The organism is Streptomyces sp. NPDC043738 (assembly GCF_056436545.1).
Genome location: NZ_JBWKCJ010000003.1, coordinates 163,777 through 179,506, shown reverse-complemented (window position 1 = coordinate 179,506; position 15,730 = coordinate 163,777). Strand labels below are relative to the sequence as shown.

The following is a 15,730-nucleotide window of genomic DNA, read 5'->3' as shown; positions in this document are numbered from 1 at the left end:
CAGTGGCTGCGCTGGTCTATTTCAAGAAGATCACCGAGGATCCCAACGCCATTGTCTACTCGTTCGGCGAAGACCCTTCCGAGATGACGCGACACCTGACAATGGACAAGAGCGCCCGTAGGTCGCAGCCAGACGACGGGAATGTCGACTATCTGTTCCTCAAGGCGTCGCGGAAGATCAATTCCATGTACGACCAGGCAAGCGAATGGCCGGAACGCGGAATGAGCGTCAGCTGAGTCGACGTCGGCCCACCTCTGTTCCGGCACCTGGCCGGAACAGAGGCACTTGGTCGCTTTGCGCCCGGACTACTCGGCACCTATGAGCGGGACCTATGAGGATGTGCCGGCCTCTCGGCAGTGGACACAGCCGACGGACCGGGGAACTGTTCGCCGGCGCCCACCAGCTCATCGCCCGGCGGAAGGGGCGCGAGCGGCCAGGGCCGGGATGGATGCGATCTTCTTCGCGTCCAGGTGCTCCCACACCAGTCCCGTCGGGCGGTGCGGGTCGCGGCAGGTGATGATCTCGTCGGGCGTGACGATCAGATCCACCCCGAAGTCGTGCCCTGTCGCCGGTAGGTCCTCGTCCAGTACCTGAAGTGCGTGGACAGTGGTCACCACTACCGTCTCCGGACTGATGAGCCCGGCCTCCATCAGGAAGGCGAATTCGAGGTCCGAGTAGCCAGCCCCCTTGCCGATGCGTACACCTGCCTGGTTGACCGCGACGCTTCCGACTACCACCAGATCGACAGGGCGCAGAGACTCGACATCGACCTTGGGAGCGATGGATGCGGCGACCTTGCTCGACGCCGCTTCGGCGGGGGAGACAGTGAGGGTCGCCGGATCCAGCAGGTAGAACGGGCGTGGATCGGCGAGCTTCGGCACGGCCATGAACACAGTCTTGCCTTCAGCGAGTGCACGGGCGCGCACCGGAAGCTGGGCCTTGTCCGGGACCGCTTTGATGAAGTGAGCAGAGTGCCACTGCGGCAGGCTCGCCAGCCGGTCCCCAGCTCGATCAGCGCCCTTGAAGTTCGGGATACGGCCATGGACTGACGCATCGTGGACTGCGTCCGCCGCATCGAGCAGGTCCCAGACGCGCTCGCGCACCCGCTGCTTTTCCTGATCCACCTGTGTGGGCATGCCCGTTCCCTTCACGCCGCTTCCATCAGAGCCATGAGCCGATCCTGGGCCTCCTGCACCGCCGCCTCACTCCGCCAGGGACGCAGCTCGCGGGCGGCGCGGAAGATGACGTTCATCCCACCACCTCCACGAGTGCCGTGCAGTTCGTTTACGGCATCGTTGAACGTGACCAGCGCGGCATCGAGTTCTCCGCTGCGGATCCAGGACAGCGTGAGATTGCCCAGGACGATCGCGCGGGACTTGCGCCGGTCCTGCAGTTCCACCGCGGTCGTCTCCAGGAGCCGTTGGGCCCTGTGGTAGTCGCCGAGGGTGAGGTAGCAGGAGCCCGCCATGCGTCCGAAATGCGTGGGAGAGAGGAGATCGTAGGCGGCGTCCGCGCTGTGGGCCTGTTCCAGGTGCCGCTCGGCGCCGGCCAGTGCTCGCTCGCACTCACGGCCCTCACCCAGGAAAGCATGGGCTTCTGCGGCGTGCAGCATGGCGAGACCGGTCAGTACGTGACTCGTGTATCGCGTCGTACGAGCCGTTTCCAGAGCGAGGCTGAGACCCTCGCGGTAGTCATTGGCGCCGTAGAGGGCGACGTAACACGTGCGTAAAAGCGCGTGGCCCTCTGCGGTCCGGTCGCGCAGATGCCGCGCCACGTCGACTCCCTGCGCGTAATACGACCGTGCGGTCGCGTGGTCGTGCCGTTGTGAAGCATCCCAGACCAGCTGGCCCATGAAAGTAGCGGCATCGGCCTGGAGGACACGCATCTCGCGCTGAACGCGCCCCGCCGGGGCTTCGCCGGCGAGGAAGGCCACCTGGCTGACGTGCTGCCCCGCCTGGGCGAGCAGGGTAGCGGAGGGCATCCGGTCATAGCGCTTCGCGAGCGTCTGCATGCCGCCCCGAAGTTCGGCAATCGTGACGAGATCCACCCGTGACGGGTACCGCATCGCGTACTGGGTCCGCTCGGTGGCCGGCGCCTCTTCCTCCGACGCCAATACGAGGAGCTCGCTCAGAGCCTCGGCGCTCACTTGCAGGACAGCAGCCAGGCGCGGCCGCATGAACGGCTGCGGACCTGACGTGCCCGATTCCCAGCGCGCGACGGTGGACCGCTCGACGTTCAGTGCCTCGGCCAGGCTCTCCTGCGTGAAGCCCACTGCGCGACGGCGTCGCACGAGGCCGTGACGTTTGAGCGCCATAGGAGCGACTCCCCGATGTAGAGGACGGTTCCCGCACCAGATAGACCGCAGGACATCGCACGTCATGCCCATCTGCGCGTCATGGATGCCTCATTCGTGCGGCCATTCTGCTCTGGTTCACGGCCCTGGGTGACGGTTCTGTGGGGTCCAACCGCACGGAAGTGGGACTTCCACCGAGACGGAGACGTCATGGCATCGGAACCACATGCCGCATGGCAACCGCTGTCGCGGCAACAGGCATTCGGTCATACCGCTGTGTCAGTACGTGCAGCACGGGAGTTCGCCAGGGACACGCTCGCCGCCTGGGGCATCTCGGACCGGGACGATGACGTCCGCCTCTGCGTATCGGAACTCGCCACCAACGCTCTGGCGCACGCCGGCGAGGGCGCGAGGGGGTTCCGCGTAGGGATCAGGATCGATGACCGCCTCCTGCGCGTGGAAGTTCACGACAACGGGATGGGCAGGCCGCGGCGCTGTGTGCCGGACGACGACAGCGACACCGGAAGGGGACTCTTCCTCATCTCACATGTCGCCGACGGCTGGGGCAGCGAGGGGACGGGCCAGCACAAGGTGGTCTGGGCCGAGTTCAAGGTCTTCCCGCCTCAGCTACCCGAGCGATCGGCCCCTAATGAACTCTGGCATACGCCGTCCCGTGATTCCCGTGACCACCGTGTCGGCTCCAGATGTCCGCCTCAGCACGCGTTCCACACAGAGCGCGCGGAGGCGGCTCCCCATCCCAACGTTGAAGGGAAGAACGCATGCACGAGCAGGTCAGGAAAGAAGAGCGCACCGAGGTCAAGGAGGGCTACGCCACACCCCAGCTGATCGAGCTGGACGTGGTGTCGAGGGTGACGCTCGGCAAGTACGCCGAGGACAGCGCCGACAAGGGCCGCTACTTCGAGTAAGCCCACCTGCCGGGTGCTGGGGGGCGCGCAAGCCGCGTCCCTCCAGCGCCCGGCCACCATCCAGAAAGGGAAGGCATGTTCCACCTGAGCAGCCCAGGACAGTGGACGGAGGGTTCGTCGGCGCTCTGGTCCGGCCCTCGCGCCCCAGTCGTGCGGGGCACGCCGGTCGGCACCACACATCGGGTCGTCAGCGACGGACCGGTACGGATGGCCGTCGTGGGCAACTGCTACGCCACAGAAGGCCAACTGCGCGACGGACTCCACGCCGCCCGCTCCGGCCAGTGGTCCGCACTGACCTCCTGGCCCGGAAGCTACTGGGTCGTGACGGACGACGGAGACACAACAGCGGTCATCACCGACGTGGCCGGAACCCGGCCGGTGTACTTCGCCGAGACACCGGACCGCACCCACTGGTCGACCTCGGCCCAAGCCCTCGCCCGCCGGATCGGTGCGAACGTGGACCATGGCTCGTTGATCGCGCGCCTCGTATGCCCCACCGTGCCCGAGGTCACGGGCAACGGAAGCGCGTTCCAGGGCGTACGTCGACTCGCAGGAGGCCACACACTCGTCATCCACAGCGATGGCCGACACTCGGTCGAGAAGTACGAGAAACCTCGAACCATCCCCTTCTCCGAGGCCGCCGCAGAACTCCGCGAAGCACTCATCACCGCAGTCACCAGTCGAGCTGCGGCAGCCTGCAAGCTGACCGCCGACTTCTCCGGTGGCCTCGACTCCACCTCGCTGGTGCTGCTGGCCACCAGCATCGCAGGCGCTGACGTCCTCGCCCTCACCGACGCGGACGCCACCAGCACCAATGAGGACGTTGCCTATGCCCGACGAGCGGCTACGGACCGGCCGGGCTTGCACCACAGGCTCGTGGCAGACGCCGAGGGCCTCTTCTTCGCCGGGCTGCTGGACGCTCCCGCGACCGACCAGCCGTTCCCTGACGCCGCCCGATGGCGCATGCGTGCCGCGTACCAGCGTCCCTGCATCGACCACGGCAGCGACACCCACCTCACCGGGTCCGGCGCAGACACCCTCCTCGCCACCTCCCCGCACTACCTCGCCGACCTGGCACGTGCGCGTGACATCTCAGCCTTGATCAGTCACTCGCTGGCCCGGGCCCGGCTGCGCCACCTGCCGATGTACGCGGTCGTGGCTGCGGCCGCCCGCCTCTCGCGCACCACGCACACCGTGGCGCTACGGCAACTCGCCCACGAGATCGCCACCGACCCGGCCAAGGCGAAGCCGGAACACCCGGCCCGGCTCCACTGGTTCCGGGCCTCCGGGCTCCACAGCTGGCTGACCCCAGAGGCCCGTCAAGACCTCTCGACCCGCGCCGTCATCGCGGCCGAACACTGCACCGTCCAACCGAGCCACACCAGCCGCCACCGGGCCTGGGCCGAGCTACGCGAATTCGGTGTCTACGAAGCCGAGTTGCGCAACCAGGCCCATGCGCAGGGCCTGCCACACCACGCCCCCTACCTCGACAACGCCGTAGTCCGGGCCGCGATGGCCATACCGACCTCCTCCCGGGCTTCCACCACCCGCCAGAAGCCGCTGCTCGGTGCCGCCCTCCACGGCCTCGTACCCGACTGGCTTCTGCGAAGGCGCACCAAGGGCGCCTACGACGGCAATGCCTACACCGGTCTGCGCCGCCATGCCGCGGCCCTGCGCGACCTCCTTACCACCAGCGAACTGGCCGCCGAAGGCTGGATCGACGCCTCTGCCGCCGGTGCCGAACTGGACCGTCTGGCTGCCGGCGTACCCGGTAAGCTCGCCGCCCTCGAAGCGCTCATCACCAGCGAACTCTGGCTACGCCAGCACCGCTCCCGCACCGCCACCAGCGAACCAGCGGAGGTCTCGCATGCCTGATCTCCGGCCGGCGCCCACAGTGCGCGCCACCATCACCGAGCGCGGTGGCATGCTGCTCGACCTGCGCGGCAAGGGACGGTGGTACGCACTCACGTTCTCCGGCGCCCTGTGGTGGCGCTACCTGGCCGCGGGCGCGACCGTCGACGAGGCCGCCGATCACGTGTCGACTCTCTTCGGCGCTGAACCCAACCGCGTACGCACCGATATGCGAGCACTCGCCCAGCAGCTCCTCGACCGCCGCATGCTGCGCGACCCCGCCCGTAGGAGGTGGAACCGTTGAGCATCCCCATGGCCGTCCCCACCCGAACCACCCGGCCGCCCCTGCCCGACCGATGCGTGGCCGTCGCCGCACTCGCCCTGGCCACCGCCTTGGTCCACACAGCACCGCTACGAGCCACCCTCACCGTCGCCCGTATCGCCAAACGCCGCACCCGCCGCCCCGCCACCGCCACGGAAGCCGGGCGAGTGGTCGCCGCCCGCGACTGGGCCAGCCGGTTCTTCCCCGGCCGCGCCGCCTGCCTGGAGATGTCCCTGGCCGCCTTCCTCGCCTCATCGCTCCACGGCAAGGCCGTGGACTGGTGCATAGGCTGCCGCTTCGCCCCGTGCGAGTCACACGCCTGGATCGAAGCGAACGCCCAGCCCGTCGGAGAGCCGAACACCCCCGACCGCCCCTTCCACGTCACCCTCCGCACCTGAACCAAGGATTCCCGATGCCCACCACCCCCACCGATCAAGCCCTCGACCGCGCCATCCACGCTGTACCGGCCGAGCAGTTCCACGGCGCCGACGGCCAAGCGGTACGCCCCTGCACCCCTGTTGCCGTCACCCACCGCCACCTGCGCATGCTCGATGTCCATCCCGGCGCGAACATCATGGACATCGGCATCGGCTCCGGCCTCTCCTCCGCCCTCCTCGCCCAACTGGCCGGCCCCGACGGACGCGTCACCGCCGTCGAAATCGACCCGAGCCTCGCCAAGCGCGCCGAGGCTCTCTACGCCGAGCACGGCCACCAGATCACCGTGGTCGTTGGCGATGGCCTCCTCGGATATCCGCAGAACGCCCCGTACGACCGCATCCTCGTCGGCACCACCCCACCGGCCATCCCCGACGCCTGGCTCCAGCAGCTGAAGCCCGGTGGCACTCTCCTTAGCGGTGTACGCATCGCCGACCTGCCGGGCGCCTACGCGATCGCCCGCATCACCGTCGACGACAAGCACCAGCCACACCAGGTCGAGGTCCACCACGGCGGATACACCCCCATGGTCACCCCCGCCCCCGCGGACACCGCCTCCCCCGCTGTCGATCCACAGCAGCCCGACTGCTCACTCACTTCCCTCAGCGCTCAGAAGCCCAGCACCACCGAATCCCTCCTCACCGCCCTGCGCGACGCGACCCACACCGAGCCCACACCTGCCCCGGCCCCCGACTACTTCCACCTCAAGAACTGGCTCATCGCCACCGAACCCGCCGGCCTGCTCGAAGCGACCACCACCCACGGCACCGGCATCGGCCTCGGCTCCCTCTCCCCAAACGGCACCGCCCACGTGGCCCTCGCCACCGACGAGCACCTCATCGCCGACCACACCGAATCACCGGCCCTCGAAGTCCTCCACTCCTTGATCCGCCAGTGGCGGGAAGCGGGGTCCCCCCACGCCCACAAACTCCCAGCGCGGCTCACCCGCGACGGCGATACCTGGCACGCTCGGATCAGTCGCGCCTAGGCAACCAAGGTCGGTGGGGAGCTGCCGTCTGCCTACCGAACGGGTCTGACGCGTACCCGGACACTCGCCCTGTACAGGCCCATCCGGACGTCACCGGGCGTGGGACAGTTGCGTGACGTCTTGGACACGTCGGCCGCTTGACCTTCCCGAGATCCTCGCGGTGACAACGGCCACCAACCTCCGTTCACAGGCGGTGATGCGCCGGATCGGCATGACCCGGAACCTGGCCGACGACTTCGACGACCCCACCGCGCCCGAATGGCCACTGCGTCCGAACGTGCTGTACCGCATCGCCCGCAGAGCGAGGACCTGACGTTCTGCGCTGGGTCGCTTGGTCAGGCGGCGGGTGTGAGGGGGATGCTGCCCAGCGAGGCTCCTCACACCCGCAGCCTGACCACCCGGTGAACCTATGTGGTCAGGCACTAGCAGCCGGGTGTGGGGGGCCGTGGAGCCATGCCGCCAGGGAATCGGCCAGCTCGTCGCCGAGTGCCGCGGCCGCGTAGGGCAAGCGTCCCAGCTTCTCCAGGGCGCGCAGTACGTCGCCGAAGGGCTCGCGCCGTAGAGCGGCGGCAGATTGCGCTGCCCCTGCCAGGTCGCCTTTGAGTACTTTGCGGTGCCAGGAGTTGAGTGTGTCGCAGGATGTGGTGTATGCGTCGATGCGTCCTATCACCAAGTCCTCCCGGTTAAGACCCAAAACCCTGATGCTCACCTTGCCCTTGCGGGTCTTACCTTCGTATTCGCCGCTTTTCACGAGCAATTCGAGGTGGTCGGATGGATCGTCTGTGCTGGGATCGATCAGTAGACATTCCCCGGTCGCTTCGTCGCAAGGATATTCTTCTCCCTTGAAAGTGGTGTTGCACCGCGAGCAGGCCAGGATGTGGTTGTGCCAGCAAAAGGTACGCAGCGGGGCGCGGGACAATGGCTCGAAGTGGTCGATATCGGTACCCAGGCTGTCCAGGCAATACATGCACCGCAGCACGCCTGGTGCCATCTTTTCCAGCAGAGCCCGTATCTCGCTCTTGGCGGCCTCCGCACGGCGCCATTCGGCTCTGGCTGACTTGCTAGTGGCGCCCAGTTTCCGAATATTCTCTGTACGGCTGTCACATAGCCGGACCAGTCGTTTGGTGGCTGGTAGCCGTTGTACCGGGATCACCCGTCGTGCCCCAGCCGGGCTGCCACCTCGCGCACCCTGGCGGAGCGGGAGCTGTTGAGCTCGGCGGCCAGCTCGCGGTACTCCCGTGCCTCCTGCTCGGTGGCCTCGCCTGCGAAGACCTTCCGCTCCAACGGCACGAGTTTCCGGCGTTGCTCCACAGCGCGATTGGAGTACGGGGACTCCAAGCCGAACAGTTCCGAGAGCGCAGCGTCCTCGCCGCTGCCGTACACGATGCGGTGGTACAGCGCGTCATCCACCACTTCTGGCGGACGCTCCTCTTCCGGGCCCGGTAGCCTGATTAGGCCGCCGGGGTCTGCCGCTTGGCAGATGTATGGACTGTGGCTGGTGACTATGAACTGGACCCGTGGGAAGTGGGTGCGCAGCCAGTCTCCGATGCGTCGCTGCCACGTGACGTGGAGGTGAGCGTCCACTTCGTCGACGATCACAACCCCGGGCATTCGGACCACGGGCCGCCCCTCGTCATCCGTACCTGCGTCTAGGGTCCCGTAGGCGTTCTGCAGCTGCCTCACGATATCCAGGACCAGAGAGGCGACGGTACGAAACCCATCGCTCATCTCCCGCAGTGGGAAAGCACGCTCCGGATCACCGGCTGGTGCCACCCACAGCCCCTCCGAACTCACCCGCATGGCTTGGTAGTCATCTGGCAACAGGCCGTCGGAGAGCAGCGCCTGAGTCGTCTCCAACAGCTCGGATGCCTGTTCCTGCCCCTCCAGAGCTCTCAGTCGCAGTTCCTTGAGCCAGGTCACTCCTTCGGCGAGGGAAGCGTCTTCGTGGAAGAGGGAAGCCATACGCCCTGCCGGGCCCGGCGCGAGCATCATCCGCTGGGCCTCCCCTGACCCTCCGGTCAGCCGACGGAATGGACCGTATCCGGCGCAGAACCAGCCTTGCGGGTGATCGGACCACGGACCGCGCGCCGCGCCTCTCCAGCCATACGCGTAGGGGGACAACTGCGGCTGTCGCGGCGTGCCGTAAGGAGGCCCGTGCGGTGTCCCCTCTGGGAGGGTCCAATCAAGTCCTAGGACGATGCGGTCATCGGGAGCCCTGCCACGTCCGGTGAGCTTGTCGACGGAGGAGTCCGGGGTTACGTAGACCTGTGCCCAGGCAGAGGTCTTGCCATGGGTGATCCAGCTGCCGAAGTCTTGCATCAGTGTGCGCGCCATTTGCGGGCCGGCGAGTGTGAGTGCGAGGGCACGCAGGAACGTGGACTTCCCCGAGCCGTTGCGGCCAGCGATCACCGTCCAGCTGCCGCAGTCCTTACCGGGTAGCGGGAGGTTGTCAATGGCACGTGCACCCGTGAAGCCTCTGACGTTCGAGAAGCCGATCCCAGTTACGTACATTCGTCCTCCCCTCGGCCTCTAGTACCCAGCTGCTTCAGCCTCTCATGAGGCACTGACATGGGCCCGGTCGCGGTAGTCACTGCTGGAGTGGGCGTTGCATTGCAGAGAGTCCCAGTCGTACGGTTCTGCCCTGGTTCCCGTCGACGACCACCAGCTCGGCGAGTGCGCGGAGACCTCTGTGTGATCACTTCATCCGGGCAGCCCTGGCCGTCGCCATCAGCCTCGGCACGACCAAGGATCAGGCCCACTCCTCTGCCTTGACCTCGGTCTGCTTCAGCACCCGGTTGATCGCATCCGGCGCCTTGTCCGGTGGATAGCCGTAGTAGTTGAGTAGAAACTGGACCTTGGCGCGGATGCGGTCACGGGCCTGGCTCTTGATCCGCCAGTCGACGGTGACGTCCTCGGACACCATGCGATACAGGTGCCGGGCGATCTGCCGGAGGATGTCGTCGCCCATCTGCAGGGCGGAGGGATTGGCGGCGACCGCGTCGTAGAAGGCAAGTTCATCTTCGGTCAGGCCGAGTTCTGCGGCGCGGACACGGTCCGCGGAGACCTCACGGGCGAACTCCACGAGGATGTCCATCGTCTGGGCGGAGGTGATCAGCCCGTTGTGGTACCGGTTCATCGTTTCCTGCATGCGCTCAGTGAAGGCGCGCTGCCGGGTGATGTTGCCTGGGTGGGAGTCGCGGATCTCCTTCATCAAGGAACGGCGCAGGGCTTCGAGGGCCAGGTTGGGATGGCGACTCTCCTTCAGCTGCGCGACGAATTCTTCGTCCAGGTGGGAGAGGTCGGGCTTGGTGAGACCTGCGGCGTCATAGATGTCCACCACCCCGTCGGCAGCGACCGCTGCGGCGTTGAGCTGCTCGATGTAGCGGCGCTGGTCAGCGGCGGTGGCAAGGCCCTGGTCGGCCCGGGCGTCCACGTCGAGCTTCTCTCGCGAGGCGCGCACGGACCCGAAGAACCTGATGTCGTCGAGCAGGTCTTCGACGCCCTCGTGGGTGGGGCAGAGAGAGAAGGCTTGGGACAGCAGCTTGCCGAGGTGCATGAAGCGCTGGAGGCGAGTGGGCTTCCCGGGTTGCAATGCGGGCTCGGCTTCCCGAAGGAATTCCAGGACGGTGTATAGGGCTTCCTGATAACCGGCCGAGCCGAGAGTCTCGCGCCATTGACAGTCGCGTAGCAATTCGGTGATCGACCTGTGCTTCTCCCGTACGACCTTGACGGCCTCCGAGATGTCCGCGCCGATGGTCTCCTCGTCCTGGTCGTCGTCCGAGGTGTACTCGGCGATGGCGTCCGTGAGATGCCGAGCTACCCCTAGGAAGTCCACGACCAGGCCCGACGGCTTCTCGCCCCAGGTGCGGTTGACGCGGGCGACGGCCTGCATAAGGGCGGCGCCGCGCATCCGGCGGTCGAGATAGAGGGTGTGCAGTGGGGGCGAGTCGAAGCCGGTGAGCCACAGTGACTGGACGATGACGAGTTCAAGCTCGTCGTCAGGGTCAGCGGCCCGTGCCTGGATGTCCTTTAGTTTCTTGGGTGAACGCACGTAGGGGGCAATCTCGGCGTCGTCCTTGCCGGCGTTCCCGGTGTAGACGACGCGGATCTTTCCGGTGTCGTCTGGCAGCAGCCCGGTCTTCTCGTCGGGCTCGCCGACCCAGTCGGGGCGGCGAGCAGCCAGGATGTTAAAGAGCCGTGCCGCGATCCTGCGAGAGGAACAGACGACCATCCCCTTACCGGGTTTGCCCGTCAGCTTGGCCATCTCTGTGCTGCGGTTGTCCCAGTGAGACAGGAGGGTGTCGGCGAGATTCGATATGCGCTCGGTGGCACCGATCACGCTCTCAAACGTGGCGAACTGTGCGCGGGCACGGGTTTGCTCTGCCTGGCTCAGCCCCTCGACCAGCCCCTCGGCCTGGGCGTCCATCTCATCCAGGTCTTTGTCGTCAGGGAGTTTCACCTTGTGGAGGATCGGCTCGTAGAAGACGCGGACGGTTGCCCCGTCGTTGACAGCCTGCGTGTGGTCGTAAGTGTGGATCGTCGGCCCGAAGACCGCGAGGGTGTTGCCCGTCCGGTTGTCGATCGGGGTACCGGTGAAGGCAATGAACGTGGCGCGGGGGAGAGCGTCTCGCAGATGGCGGGCGAAGCCGTCCTCGAAGTCGTAGTGGCTGCGGTGCGCCTCATCGACAACGACGATGACATCCTGGCGGTCCGATATCAGGGGATGCCGGGCGCCTGCGGCCTTTTCCGCCTTGCTGATCCGGAATTTTTGGAGCGTGGTGAAGATGACACCGCCGCTTCCCTCAGTCCGGGTGAGAAGCTCTTTCAACTGACCACTGTTGTGGGCTTTCTCAGGCGGGCCGCCGATGGCTCGGCGAAGGCTGTGACTGGCGTTGAATGTGTCGAGGAGCTGGGTATCGAGGTCGATCCGGTCAGTGATGAGAACGACTGTCGGATGGGCCAGGCCGGGGAGGCCAGCCACCTTGCCGGTGTAGAAGAGCATCTCCTCGCTCTTGCCGGCGCCCTGCGTGTGCCAGACGACACCCGCCCTGCCGTCCGTGGCAGCGGCGGACGCGGTGGCGGCGAGGGCTGTGTTGACGGCGATGTACTGGTGAACCTTGGCGAGCTTCACCGTGTCCACGCTGCCGCCGGTGCCTTCGGCGGAGTAGGAAAGGAAGCCGGCGATCTGGCTGAGGAAGTGGTCGGGTTCGAGTGCCCCGGCGATCATCCGTTCAAGGGCCCGCCCGTCCTCCCGTTCTTCCTTCTTTTTGAGCAGGGCCCCGTCCTCGGCATGCCAAGGCGCCATGTGCTCCCACGGTGTGAACGGGGTGCCGAGGCGGGCGGTTACTCCGTCGGTGGCCACGGCGAGAAATAAGGTCCGGAAGGTCCCGTCGCTCTTCAGCTCGCGGCGGTAGTTCTGGATCTGGTCGTACGCAGTGCGGGAGTCGTCCGGCCCGCTCGCCTTCTTCAGCTCGACGACACAGAGCGGGAGTCCATTGACGTACAGGATGATGTCGAAAACAAACGCGCGCTCGCTGGCCGCGCGTATCCGCACCTGCGAGGAGGCGACTAGATCGTTGCCGTGCGGGTCGGCGAAGTCGATGGGACGAACGGTCACGCTGCGCTTCTTGTCGGTGAGCGGGTCCGTATAGCTAACTTTCAGGTCGCCGGTGAGCTTCTTGTAGAAGTCCCAGTTCTTGCGGACGTCGCTGCCGGGTGCCTGTCGCAGAAGCTCGGTGATCGCTTCCTCCACGGCGTGGGAGGGAAGCTGGGGGTGCCGAGTGGCGATGGCGGTACGCAGCCGGGGGTACAGGACGAGGTCGCCCCAGTCTTTGCGGTGACCGCTGCTTGGATTCAGCTCCTTGGCGGGAAAGTGCTGCCAGCCGAACTCGGCCAGCTGATCGAGAGCGTGCGCTTCCCAATCCCGTTCCGAAAACTCGTCGGCGGGTTGCTCCTCGAACTCCCCTGCCCCGGCAGCACTTTCTTCACTCATGATGCAACATCCTCCACGACGCGCACGGCGCCCTTGACGCGGATCTTTCCGGTGACGAGCTGGGGGATCAGGGTGTCGCGGAGGTCGGCGAGGGTGCGGTTCTCGACTGCCGCTTGTTCGATGGACGCGTGCAGTGCTTCGAGGGCGTCGGACAGCCGGTCTCGAACGCCCACGGAAGGAAGCGCAATCGGCCAGGTCGGCATTTCCTTGAGCGGAATCCGGTCGACCGTAGCCCCGTGCACGGTGCGCCGCCGGATTTCCTCTTGGAAGGGCGGGCTCAGGTAGGCTTGGAGGAGCAGCGCGCCCCTGACGGCACCAGGTTTGGGGCGTAGCAAGCCCATTCGCCGGCCGAGGCTCGCCCGCACAGCAGGGGGCATGAGCGCAGCTTCACCCAGCCGAGTCTCGTACGAGAACAGTACGTCGCCCTTACTCGGCTGAACACGCCGAGTCCAGCGAGGAAAATCCTCCTCCGCGAGATGTGCCGATTCAGCCAGGTCAAGGACGCCACCCTTGAGGCTGCTGATGCTGAGGAACCACGGACCCTCTGCGGTCTTCTTCGGTGTGGCGTGCGGACCGTCGAACACGTCGGCCACGTCGCTGATGCACAGGGGATCAGAGTATTCCACGACCCCCATGTGTGCCTTGGCAAGTGCGAGCGCGGTCTCGGCGATCCGCTCATTGACGGCGATCTTGTCGTCGAGTGCGCCCAGCACTTCGGTGATGGCTCGCTGCGATTGAAGATCCGGAAGCGTGACCTTGAGCGAGCCGATATCTGCCAGGTTCAGGTAGTCAGCCATATCCGTCTGCCCCTTGAGACGGGCGGCTTGTACACGGAACGCATCGCTGCGTAGCCAGTAGTAGAGGTATCTGGAGATGACCTTGTTCCCACTGGTAGTCCGGAAGTAACAAACCTGAGGGCTGTATGAGAACTCGGCAGACTCGGCAGGGATCATGGCTACGCGACCCACGGTGCCCTTGGTCGTGAGTACGATGTCGCCGGGCCGCGCAACCTTCTGCTTCATGGAGGATCGAAACTCCGGCCGAACGAACTCCGAGTAAACTGGGACAATCTTTCCGTCTAGTACCTCTGCTACTCGGAGGATCGGGAAACCCGAAGACCCCAGTTCGGAGCGCTTGGTGCGGTACCCGTCTCCAAATTCAAGTTCGCCGGCCAGCGCCAGTTCCCTCAGTGTCCACTGCCGCTGGTCCTGCGTCACAGCCTCCCCACCTGCTCCCGTACAGCTGCCTCCAGTCGACCGGCTTCCTCGAAGTGCACGAACAGTTCCTTCGTGAGCCGTTCTACCTTCGCCTCCGCCGATTCCGCGTCCGGGTCCTGCTCTATCTCGGTGACCCCCACATACCGCCCGGGTGTCAGGATGAAGCCGTTGCTCCGTACTTCTTCCAGAGTCGCGCTCCGGCAGAAGCCAGGAACATCTGCATATGCCCCCGCACCCTCAACTCCGCGCCATGAACGGAATGTCGAGGCGACCCGCTCGATGTCCGGCTCTTTGAGTTCCCGCAGCGTGCGCTCCTCCATCGTGCCCAGCCCGCTCGCATCGATGAATAGCACTTCACCTGCACGCCCCTTGATCCAATCCGCGTGCCGCTTGCCTTTTCCCTCTGCGAGGAACCACAGGCAAGCTGGAATCTGAGTGGATCGGAACAGCTGCCCTGGCAGTGCCACCATGCACGCCACCAGGTCGTCCTCGACCATCCGCTGCCGGATGTCGCCCTCGCCCCCCGACTTGCCGCTCATCGAGCCGTTGGCCAGGACGATTCCTGCGCGCCCGCCCGGCCGCAGCTTGTTGATCATGAGCTGGATCCATGCGAAGTTCGCGTTGCCCACCGGCGGTACGCCGTAGGTCCAGCGAGAGTCCATACCGAGCCGTTCACCACCCCAGTTGGAGATGTTGAACGGCGGGTTGGCCAGGACCACGTCGGCCTTCAAGTCGGGGTGCTGGTCCTCGTGGAAGGAGTCGGCGGGCTCTTCTCCGAGGTTGGCCTCGATGCCATGGATGGCGAGGTTCATCTTCGCTAGCCGCCACGTCGTGAGGTTGCGCTCCTGGCCGTATACGGAGACGTTGAAGCGGTTGCCCTCGTGCAGCTCGATGAACTTCTCGGTCTGGACGAACATCCCGCCCGAACCGCACGCCGGGTCCAGGACGCGCTCACCCTCCTGCGGCTCCAGCATCTCCACGAGCAGCCGGACGATGGACTCGGGCGTGAAGAACTCCCCACCCTTGCGCCCCTCGGCGAGCGCGAACTGTGCGAGGAAGTACTCGTACACCTCGCCCATCAGGTCCCTGGCCCCGGTGCGCTTGCCGTCCTCACTGACCTGGGCCTGGAATTCGAGACGGTCGAGAAGCTTCACCAGGCCGGCCAGCGTCGTCTCGTTGACTCGCGGGCTGTTGTATTCCTGGGGGAGGGTGTCCTTGAGCGCGGGGTTGACCTTCTCGATGGAGTCCATCGCATCGTTGATGACCTCGCCGAGGGACTGTCCCTCCAGGGTTCCCCTGGCCCGCTCCATCACCACTTCCCAGCGGGAGGTCGGCGGTACGTAAAAGAGCCCGGCGCCTGTGTACTGCCGGCGGTCCTCCACCGTCTGGGCGATCAGCTCCTCCGAGGCGGTGCCCTCAAGGCCGAGGGAGGCGAGCATGCTGCCATCCCTAAGCCCTTCTTCCAGCTGTTCCCGCTTTTCGGCCATGGCCACAGACACGTACTTGAGGAAGACGAGCCCGAGCACGAAGTGCTTGTACTCGGCGGCGTCCAGAGTCCCTCGCAGCTGGTCGGCGGACTCCCACAGAATCGCCTTCATCGGCTTGGGCTTGGCGTCCTTCTTCTTCCGTGGTGGCACTGGCTCTCGCTTCTGTAATCGGATGCGCACTTTGCGTGCGTCCGCGTACTGGGGCTGCCAGAGAAGCCT

The 15,730-nt window shown here is 66.0% G+C and carries 14 protein-coding genes and 1 pseudogene; 8 read left to right on the top strand and 7 right to left on the bottom strand.

Annotated features, from left to right (window positions below):
* Positions 1 to 2 precede the first annotated feature (2 nt).
* On the top strand, positions 3 to 236 hold the full coding sequence (locus AC0680_RS06255) for a hypothetical protein (protein ID WP_478625405.1): 234 nt from the start codon (positions 3 to 5) through the stop codon (positions 234 to 236).
* Between the two features lie 168 nt (positions 237 to 404).
* Here the strand turns inward: AC0680_RS06255 and AC0680_RS06250 are convergent, their stop codons facing one another.
* Both AC0680_RS06250 and AC0680_RS06245 read right to left on the bottom strand, forming a co-directional pair.
* Positions 405 to 1,136 carry a 5-formyltetrahydrofolate cyclo-ligase gene (locus tag AC0680_RS06250; RefSeq protein WP_478625403.1) on the bottom strand — a complete coding sequence of 244 codons (732 nt, stop codon included), beginning with the start codon at positions 1,134 to 1,136 and terminating at the stop codon, positions 405 to 407.
* An 11-nt stretch (positions 1,137 to 1,147) separates the two neighbouring features.
* On the bottom strand, positions 1,148 to 2,314 hold the full coding sequence (locus AC0680_RS06245; protein ID WP_478625401.1) for a helix-turn-helix domain-containing protein: 1,167 nt from the start codon (positions 2,312 to 2,314) through the stop codon (positions 1,148 to 1,150).
* An 81-nt stretch (positions 2,315 to 2,395) separates the two neighbouring features.
* On the opposite strand from AC0680_RS06245, the gene AC0680_RS06240 reads away from it, so the two are divergent.
* From AC0680_RS06240 to AC0680_RS06210, 7 genes and pseudogenes are all read left to right on the top strand, one after another.
* Positions 2,396 to 3,139 (top strand): ATP-binding protein, encoded by a 744-nt coding sequence (locus AC0680_RS06240; protein WP_478625400.1) that lies wholly within the window; start codon positions 2,396 to 2,398, stop codon positions 3,137 to 3,139.
* The gene (locus tag AC0680_RS06235) at positions 3,073 to 3,219 is read left to right on the top strand and encodes a hypothetical protein (RefSeq protein ID WP_478625398.1); all 147 of its coding nucleotides are present in this window, start codon (positions 3,073 to 3,075) and stop codon (positions 3,217 to 3,219) included. The genes AC0680_RS06240 and AC0680_RS06235 overlap by 67 nt, the downstream gene beginning before the upstream one ends.
* A 75-nt stretch (positions 3,220 to 3,294) precedes the next feature.
* Positions 3,295 to 5,094 (top strand): albusnodin/ikarugamycin family macrolactam cyclase, encoded by a 1,800-nt coding sequence (locus AC0680_RS06230; protein WP_478625397.1) that lies wholly within the window; start codon positions 3,295 to 3,297, stop codon positions 5,092 to 5,094.
* Positions 5,087 to 5,374, top strand: coding sequence for a PqqD family protein (locus tag AC0680_RS06225; protein ID WP_478625395.1), 288 nt, complete (start codon positions 5,087 to 5,089; stop codon positions 5,372 to 5,374). Before AC0680_RS06230 ends, AC0680_RS06225 begins: the two co-directional genes overlap by 8 nt.
* Positions 5,371 to 5,790, top strand: coding sequence for a lasso peptide biosynthesis B2 protein (locus tag AC0680_RS06220; protein WP_478625393.1), 420 nt, complete (start codon positions 5,371 to 5,373; stop codon positions 5,788 to 5,790). The genes AC0680_RS06225 and AC0680_RS06220 overlap by 4 nt, the downstream gene beginning before the upstream one ends.
* A gap of 14 nt (positions 5,791 to 5,804) precedes the next feature.
* On the top strand, positions 5,805 to 6,815 hold the full coding sequence (locus AC0680_RS06215; protein WP_478625391.1) for a methyltransferase domain-containing protein: 1,011 nt from the start codon (positions 5,805 to 5,807) through the stop codon (positions 6,813 to 6,815).
* 136 nt (positions 6,816 to 6,951) lie between these two features.
* Positions 6,952 to 7,128: pseudogene (locus AC0680_RS06210) on the top strand (GNAT family N-acetyltransferase); the annotation flags it as partial.
* Between the two features lie 102 nt (positions 7,129 to 7,230).
* Here AC0680_RS06210 and AC0680_RS06205 read toward each other — a convergent pair.
* From AC0680_RS06205 to AC0680_RS06185, 5 genes are all read right to left on the bottom strand, one after another.
* Positions 7,231 to 7,806 (bottom strand): HNH endonuclease family protein, encoded by a 576-nt coding sequence (locus tag AC0680_RS06205; protein ID WP_478625390.1) that lies wholly within the window; start codon positions 7,804 to 7,806, stop codon positions 7,231 to 7,233.
* Positions 7,807 to 7,964: 158 nt separating this feature from the next.
* Positions 7,965 to 8,777, bottom strand: a complete 813-nt coding sequence (locus AC0680_RS06200; RefSeq protein WP_478625388.1) for an AAA family ATPase — start codon at positions 8,775 to 8,777, stop codon at positions 7,965 to 7,967.
* Positions 8,778 to 9,564: 787 nt separating this feature from the next.
* A complete protein-coding gene (locus AC0680_RS06195; RefSeq protein WP_478625386.1) occupies positions 9,565 to 12,807 on the bottom strand; it encodes a type I restriction endonuclease subunit R in 3,243 nt (1,080 codons plus the stop codon).
* Positions 12,804 to 14,024: a restriction endonuclease subunit S gene (locus tag AC0680_RS06190; RefSeq protein ID WP_478625384.1), complete on the bottom strand. Its 1,221-nt coding sequence runs from the start codon at positions 14,022 to 14,024 to the stop codon at positions 12,804 to 12,806. The genes AC0680_RS06195 and AC0680_RS06190 overlap by 4 nt, the downstream gene beginning before the upstream one ends.
* Entirely contained in the window at positions 14,021 to 15,661 is a 1,641-nt protein-coding gene (locus tag AC0680_RS06185; RefSeq protein WP_478625382.1) for a class I SAM-dependent DNA methyltransferase, read from the bottom strand. The genes AC0680_RS06190 and AC0680_RS06185 overlap by 4 nt, the downstream gene beginning before the upstream one ends.
* Between the last annotated feature and the right edge of the window lie 69 nt (positions 15,662 to 15,730).